Annotated in this window: 5 protein-coding genes and 1 pseudogene; 3 read left to right on the top strand and 3 right to left on the bottom strand. The window is 69.1% G+C overall.

Translation table 11 applies throughout. From position 1 onward, the window contains the following. The 3 genes and pseudogenes from ACFQ6X_RS03840 to dnaK all read right to left on the bottom strand — a co-directional run. Positions 1-206: pseudogene (locus tag ACFQ6X_RS03840) on the bottom strand (hypothetical protein); the annotation flags it as partial. A 20-nt stretch (positions 207-226) separates the two neighbouring features. Continuing rightward, positions 227-877, bottom strand: coding sequence for a nucleotide exchange factor GrpE (grpE, locus tag ACFQ6X_RS03835; protein ID WP_351181812.1), 651 nt, complete (start codon positions 875-877; stop codon positions 227-229). Beyond that, entirely contained in the window at positions 874-2,727 is a 1,854-nt protein-coding gene (dnaK, locus tag ACFQ6X_RS03830) for a molecular chaperone DnaK (RefSeq protein ID WP_383175370.1), read from the bottom strand. Before dnaK ends, grpE begins: the two co-directional genes overlap by 4 nt. Before the next feature lie 288 nt (positions 2,728-3,015). Here dnaK and ACFQ6X_RS03825 point away from each other — a divergent pair, with 288 nt between their 5' ends. From ACFQ6X_RS03825 to ACFQ6X_RS03815, 3 genes are all read left to right on the top strand, one after another. Then, a complete protein-coding gene (locus ACFQ6X_RS03825) occupies positions 3,016-3,690 on the top strand; it encodes a sugar transferase (protein ID WP_383175367.1) in 675 nt (224 codons plus the stop codon). Between the two features lie 74 nt (positions 3,691-3,764). Further along, entirely contained in the window at positions 3,765-6,032 is a 2,268-nt protein-coding gene (locus ACFQ6X_RS03820) for a (Fe-S)-binding protein (protein ID WP_383175364.1), read from the top strand. Positions 6,033-6,160: 128 nt separating this feature from the next. Continuing rightward, positions 6,161-7,312: an FG-GAP repeat domain-containing protein gene (locus ACFQ6X_RS03815; RefSeq protein ID WP_383175361.1), complete on the top strand. Its 1,152-nt coding sequence runs from the start codon at positions 6,161-6,163 to the stop codon at positions 7,310-7,312. The last annotated feature ends 42 nt before the right edge of the window (positions 7,313-7,354 follow it).

The raw sequence follows: 7,354 nt of genomic DNA, 5'->3' as shown, positions 1-7,354 counted from the left end.
GTGGTCCGCGGGAACATCCGCTCCGCCGCGTCCGTGACCGCGACGTCCCGGGCCGCGAGGACGGGCAGCAGACCACCGCCGGGGGCGTCGCCGGGGTCACCCGGCGATCGGCGGCCGGCGGCGGCCGCCGCCGTGACGCGGGCGGGGGCGGGGGCGGGGCGGGGGGCCCGCCCCGGGGGCCGCCCCCACGCCCCGTCGGTGTTCACCGCAGTGGTCGGACTGGACGTCAGACCTCTTCGGTGCCACCGCTCTCCTCGTCGTCTGCCTTCTCTTCCTTCGCCGCCGCGGGCGTGGCGCCCGGCTGCGGCTCGGCCACGGCCACCCGCGCGGGGCGGATGGTGCGCTCCCCGATGCGGTACCCCGGCTGCAGGATCGCCACGCAGGTCGTCTCGGTGACGTCCGGCGCGTACGAGTGCATCAGGGCCTCGTGGATCGTCGGGTCGAAGGGCTCGCCCTCCTTGCCGAACTGGTGCAGGCCCAGCTTCGCGACGACCGTCTCCAGCGATTCGGCCACCGACTTGAAGCCGCCGACCAGCTCGCCGTGCTCCCGCGCGCGGCCGACGTCGTCCAGCACGGGCAGGAGCTCGGACAGAAGGCCCGCGACTGCGACCTCCTTGACCTGCACCCTGTCCCGCTCGACCCGCCGGCGGTAGTTCTGGTACTCGGCCTGGAGCCGCTGGAGGTCGGCCGTGCGCTCACTGAGCGCCGTACGGACCTGGTCCAGCTGCGCCGTGAGGGCCGCTGTCTGCTGTACGTCCCCGGCCGGGGCCGCCGCCTCCTCGGAGGAGGGGGTGGCGGCCTTCGGCTCGACGTCGTCGGAGTTGGCGCCGGAGGGGACGTCGGGCTTCTCGTCGAAGCCCGGAGTCTCCTCGGTCACGCCGCACCGCCCTTGTTGTCCTTCTCGTCGTCCACGATCTCGGCGTCGACGACATCGTCGTCGGCCTTGGCGCCGTCGTCACCCGGGGTGTCGGCGCCGGGCGTCGCACCTTCGGCCTGGGCGTTGGCGTACATCGCCTGGCCCAGCTTCTGGGAGACGGCCGCGACCTTCTCGGTGGCGGTACGGATCTCGGCGGTGTCCTCGCCCTTGAGCTTCTCCTTCAGCTCGGTGAGCGCGGTCTCCACCTCCGTCTTCACGTCACCGGGGACCTTGTCCTCGTTGTCCTTGAGGAACTTCTCCGTCTGGTAGACGAGCTGCTCGCCCTGGTTGCGCGACTCCGCGGCCTCGCGACGACGGTGGTCCTCGTCCGCGTACTGCTCGGCCTCTTCGCGCATCCGGTTGACCTCGTCCTTCGGCAGCGAGGAGCCACCGGTGACGGTCATCTTCTGCTCCTTGCCGGTGCCGAGGTCCTTGGCAGCGACGTGCATGATGCCGTTCGCGTCGATGTCGAACGCGACCTCGATCTGCGGGACGCCACGCGGGGCCGGCGGCAGACCGGTCAGCTCGAACATTCCGAGCTTCTTGTTGTACGCCGCGATCTCGCGCTCGCCCTGGTAGACCTGGATCTGCACGGACGGCTGGTTGTCCTCGGCCGTCGTGAAGATCTCGGAACGCTTGGTCGGGATCGTGGTGTTGCGCTCGATGAGCTTGGTCATGATCCCTCCCTTGGTCTCGATACCGAGGGACAGCGGGGTCACGTCGAGGAGCAGGACGTCCTTGACCTCACCCTTGAGGACACCGGCCTGGAGCGAGGCGCCGATGGCGACGACCTCGTCCGGGTTCACACCCTTGTTGGCGTCCTGACCGCCCGTGAGCTCCTTGACGAGCTCGGCGACGGCCGGCATACGGGTCGATCCACCGACGAGAACGACGTGGTCGATCTCGGAGAGCTGGATGCCCGCGTCCTTGATGACGTTGTGGAACGGGTTCTTGCAGCGGTCCAGGAGGTCCGCGGTGAGCTGCTGGAACTGCGAGCGCGTGAGCTTCTCGTCCAGGTGCAGCGGGCCTTCGGCCGAAGCGGTGATGTAGGGCAGGTTGATCGTGGTCTCGGTCGAGGACGAGAGCTCGATCTTCGCCTTCTCCGCGGCCTCGCGGAGACGCTGGAGAGCCATCTTGTCCTTGGACAGGTCCACACCGTGCCCGTTGGCGAACTGCTTCACCAGGTAGTCGACGACACGCTGGTCCCAGTCGTCACCACCGAGGTGGTTGTCACCGTTGGTGGCCTTCACCTCGACGACGCCGTCACCGATCTCCAGGAGCGACACGTCGAAGGTGCCGCCACCGAGGTCGAAGACGAGGATCGTCTGGTCGTCCTTGTCGAGCCCGTACGCCAGCGCGGCGGCCGTCGGCTCGTTGACGATGCGCAGGACGTTCAGGCCCGCGATCTCGCCGGCCTCCTTCGTCGCCTGGCGCTCGGAGTCGTTGAAGTACGCCGGGACGGTGATCACCGCGTCGGTGACCTTCTCGCCCAGGTACGCCTCGGCGTCGCGCTTCAGCTTCTGCAGGATGAAGGCGCTCATCTGCTGCGGGTTGAAGTTCTTGCCGTCGAGCTCGATCTTCCAGTCAGTGCCCATGTGGCGCTTGACCGAACGGATCGTCCTGTCGACGTTCGTGACTGCCTGGCGCTTGGCGACCTCGCCGACGAGCACCTCGCCGTTCTTCGCGAAGGCGACGACGGACGGCGTGGTCCTGGCGCCTTCGGCGTTGGTGATGACGGTGGGCTCGCCGCCTTCGAGAACGCTCACGACGGAGTTAGTCGTGCCCAGGTCGATGCCGACCGCACGTGCCATTTCGATTCCTCCAACTGACTACTTGAGTGGATCTGACTCAAGGATGCATGACACCCGCCCCCGAGTCAAAGGACCTGAGTCACCTGGACTCAACTAAGGTGCTCAGACCCATCACCACCTGGTCTTTTTATCTGATGCACACAAGAACGCGACCCTGCCGCCGAGCGCGACACCCGGCACTCTCGTCACGCCAAGCACCTCCGCCCCACCATCGCATCGTGGGATCGTTCTGTCACAAAATGCAGCGAGACGGTCATAACGGCACGTCACGGATTCCGGGCAGGTGCGATGCAGAACGCGAAGCAGACTGCGGTACGAAGAAGGACGACGCACCCTGCCGCAGCCGCGGCGGCCCGGGCGGCGGCCCGCGCGGCCCGGTTCACGGCGGCGCGACTGGCGGCCATGACCGCCAAGCGGAGCCTGGATCTGGTGCTCGGCTCGGTCCTGCTGGCCCTCGTCTCCCCGGCCCTCGCCCTCGGCGCACTCACCCTCGCGCTCCGGCCGGGCCGCCGCCCCGGAGGCGTACTGAGGCGCGACATCCGGACCGGCCTCGGCGGCCGGCCCTTCGAGCTGCGCTCCCTGCGCACCCGCAGACTCCGCCTCGACCTGCTGTCCCGGCTGCCGCACGTCGTACGCGGGGAGCTCTCCCTGGTCGGCCCGGCGCCCCTCGCACCCGGCGATCCGGCGGCCGGAGGACCGGGGGGCCGTACCTGGCGGCAGGAGCTGCGGCCGGGCCTGACCGGCCTGGCGCAGGTGCGCGCACGTTCCGGAATGCCCTGGGACGAACCCGCCCTCCTGGACGCGCACTACGCCGAGCATCATGGGACAGGACTCGACCTGGCGATCCTGGCTCAATCCGCACGCATCCAGCTGCGCACGGCACTCCACGGGCCCGCCCGGCGGAGGAAGGCTCACCTGAGCGACACAAATCACCGCCTGCCCCGCTACAGCACTGCGGAATAAGTGGATAGTGTCAGCACAGAATCATTAAGTTACCGCTTAGTATCCTACCCTCGCAGGCCCGAGGAGCCCCCAAAATGCAACTCGCCGCGATCATCGTGTCGCTGGTCATCACGGTGGTGGCCGTCGCACTCTTCGGCCGCGCCATCGCGCAGATCTACCGCTATGTGCGACTCGGTCAGCCCGTGCCCGCGGGCACCCGCACGGGTGATCCCACACAGCGCACCATCACGCTGGTCAAGGAGTTCCTCGGCCACACCCGCATGAACCGCTGGGGCATCGTCGGCTTCGCGCACTGGTTCGTGGCGGTGGGGTTCTTCTCGCTGCTGCTCACGATCGTCAACGCCTTCGGCCAGCTCTTCCAGGCCGACTGGCTGATCCCGTTCATCGGCGACTGGCTGCCGTACGAGATCTTCACCGAGTTCCTCGGTCTGATGACGGTCCTCGGCATCGTGACCCTGATCGTGATCCGGCAGCTGAGCAGGCCGGGCAACGCGGGCCGCAAGTCCCGCTTCACGGGCTCGAAGACCGGCCAGGCGTACTTCGTCGAGGCCGTCATCCTCATCGTCGGCCTCTGCATCATGACGCTGCGCGGCCTGGAGGGTGCCCAGCACCACGTGACCAGCTGGGAGCCCGGCTTCTTCGCCTCGTACCCGCTGGTCGCCGCCTTCGACGGGCTGAGCCTCGGCACGCTCCAATACATCACCTACGCCGTCGCGGCGCTCAAGATCGTCACGTCCTTCACCTGGATGATCACGGTCTCGCTCAACACCAACATGGGTGTCGCCTGGCACCGCTTCCTCGGCTTCCCGAACATCTGGTTCAAGCGGAACGCCGACGGCGCGGTCGCGCTCGGCGCGCTCCTGCCGATGACCTCGGGCGGCAAGGAGATCGACTTCGAGGACCCGGGCGAGGACGACGTCTTCGGTGTCTCCCAGGTCGAGCAGTTCTCCTGGAAGGGCATCCTCGACTTCTCCACGTGCACCGAGTGCGGTCGCTGCCAGTCGCAGTGCCCCGCCTGGAACACGGGCAAGCCACTCTCCCCGAAGCTCCTGATCATGTCCCTGCGCGACCACTCGCACGCCAAGGCCCCGTACCTGCTGGCCGGCGGCGGCAAGGACATGGAGGGCAACGAGAAGGCCACCGAGGAGCAGCTCAAGGACGTTCCCGCTGCCGCCCTCGCGGAGGCCGAGCGCCCCCTCATCGGCACCGCCGAGGAGAACGGCGTCATCGACCCGGACGTGCTCTGGTCCTGCACCACCTGCGGTGCGTGCGTGGAGCAGTGCCCGGTCGACATCGAGCACATCGACCACATCGTCGACATGCGCCGCTACCAGGTGATGATCGAGTCCGCGTTCCCGTCCGAGGCGGGCACGATGCTCAAGAACCTGGAGAAGAAGGGCAACCCCTGGGGGCTTGCCAAGAAGCAGCGCGTCGAGTGGACCAAGGAGGTCGACTTCGAGGTCCCGATCGTCGGCAAGGACGTCGAGGACCTCACCGAGGTCGACTACCTCTACTGGGTCGGCTGCGCCGGAGCCCTCGAGGACCGGGCCAAGAAGACCACGAAGGCCTTCGCGGAGCTCCTCCACATCGCGGGCGTCAAGTTCGCGATCATGGGCGGCGACGAGAAGTGCACCGGTGACTCGGCCCGCCGCCTCGGCAACGAGCCGCTGTTCCAGCAGCTCGGCCAGGAGAACGTCGCGATGCTGAACATGGCGTTCGGCGAGGACGACGAGGACGACTCGACGAAGAAGGCCAAGGCGACGAAGAAGATCGTCGCGACCTGCCCGCACTGCTTCAACACCATCGCGAACGAGTACCCGCAGCTCGGCGGCGAGTACGAGGTCATCCACCACACACAGCTGCTCCAGCACCTGGTGGACGAGGGCAAGTTGATCCCGGTCACGCCGGTCGAGGGCCTGATCACGTACCACGACCCCTGCTACCTGGGCCGTCACAACAAGATCTACACGCCCCCGCGCGAGATCATCGCGAAGGTCCCGGGTCTGCGGAACGAGGAGATGCACCGCCACAAGGAGCGCGGCTTCTGCTGCGGCGCCGGTGGTGCCCGGATGTGGATGGAGGAGCGGATCGGCAAGCGCATCAACAACGAGCGCGTCGACGAAGCCCTCTCCCTCAACCCGGACATCGTCTCCACGGCCTGCCCGTTCTGCCTCGTCATGCTGACCGACTCGGTCAACGGCAAGAAGAACGACGGCCAGGCGAAGGAGTCGATCCAGGTGGTCGACGTCTCGCAGCTCCTCCTGGAGTCGGTGAAGACGCCTGCGGACCCGGCGGGCGACACGGAGCCGGTGGACCAGCCGGAACCCGAGCCGGTGAAGTAACACACGCTGTCGCGCGGCGGAAGCGGCCGGACCTGCCTCGGGGGCAGGACCGGCCGCTTCCGCCGTTTCATGCATCATGTGGGTCGCACAGAACCCACAGAGACGTACGAGACGGATGAGGTGCCCCCGTGCGGATACGGATCGCAACGGCGAAGGCCGCGACGGCAGCACCGCTCGCGGCGGCCTGCTTCGGCCTGCTCCTGCTGACGGCCTGCTCGGGCCCCTCCGCGGCGCACGCACCCTCCTCGGCGTCCGCCGCCCCGACGGGCAAGAACGGCGACACCCCGCCCGAAGCCCTCGCCGGCCGGGCGGACACCCCGCGGCTGCCCGTCCCGCGCGGCAGCGGCAGCCGTACCGCCGACGACTTCAACGGGGACGGCCACCGGGACCTCGTCATCGACGACCTGGTGAAGGCACCCGAGGACAGCCACGGCGACGACGCCGGCATCGGCGTCGTCTACGGCTCCGCCGGCCGCCCCCTCGAACCCGGCACCCGCCAGCTGCTGAGCGCCCGCACCCACGCGGCGAAGTTCGGCGACACCCTGCCCGCGGCGTTCGACGCCCAGACGGCGTGCGACCTCGACGAGGACGGCTTCACCGACCTGATCGTGGCCACCGATCCCCCGTACGACGGCATCGGCCGCCCTCCCGTGCCGCTGCAGGTCCTCTTCGGCTCGCCCGGAGGCCTGACCGGCCGTGCCGTCACCCTCCGCATCCCGGACACGGCCAGATACGGCAACGAGTGGCCCGACCACCCCGTGTGCGGCGACTTCGACGGGGACGAGCACACCGACCTCGTCGTGACGGCGGGCGAGGGCCGGGTCAGCAACCTCCGCGGCCCCTTCACCCGCGCCGGTGCGCCGCGCCGCGCCGAGTCCCTCCCCGGCGGCGGACCGTACCTCTTCGCCCCCGTGCCGAAGGCCGACACGAACGGCGACGGCTACGACGACCTCGTCCACGCCGCCAAGCCCCACGCACCCGGCGAGGCGGCCAGGGGCACCCTGCTGCTCGGCACCCCGAACGGCCCGACCCGCCCCGGCGGCACGTATCGCTTCGAGGCCCCGCCGCACGGCATCCCGGCAGCGCCGGTCCGCGGCTCCGGTTCGGCCGCGCCCGCGGAGACGGCACTGCTCGGCTACGCGGACTTCGACGGCGACAAGAAGCGGGACACCGTGGTCCGTACGCACCGGGGCGAGGAGACGGACCTGATCGCCCTGTACCCGGCCACCGCTCCCGGCCGCCCCGGGATCAGCTTCTCCACGGCCCTCTTCCTGCGCTGAGCCCCTGCGGCAGGCCCCCCAGGGTTCCCCTAGGGGATGTCA

Source organism: Streptomyces sp. NPDC056452 (genome assembly GCF_042796085.1).
Lineage (GTDB): Bacteria > Actinomycetota > Actinomycetes > Streptomycetales > Streptomycetaceae > Streptomyces.
Note: the sequence above shows the minus strand (reverse complement) of the source record. Positions and strands in the feature narration are given on the sequence as shown.

Coding starts and splice junctions, on each gene's coding strand:
- dnaK (WP_383175370.1), bottom strand. CDS start 2,727: ATGGCACGTGCGGTCGGCATCGACCTGGGCACGACTAACTCCGTCGTG.
- ACFQ6X_RS03825 (WP_383175367.1), top strand. CDS start 3,016: ATGCAGAACGCGAAGCAGACTGCGGTACGAAGAAGGACGACGCACCCT.
- ACFQ6X_RS03820 (WP_383175364.1), top strand. CDS start 3,765: ATGCAACTCGCCGCGATCATCGTGTCGCTGGTCATCACGGTGGTGGCC.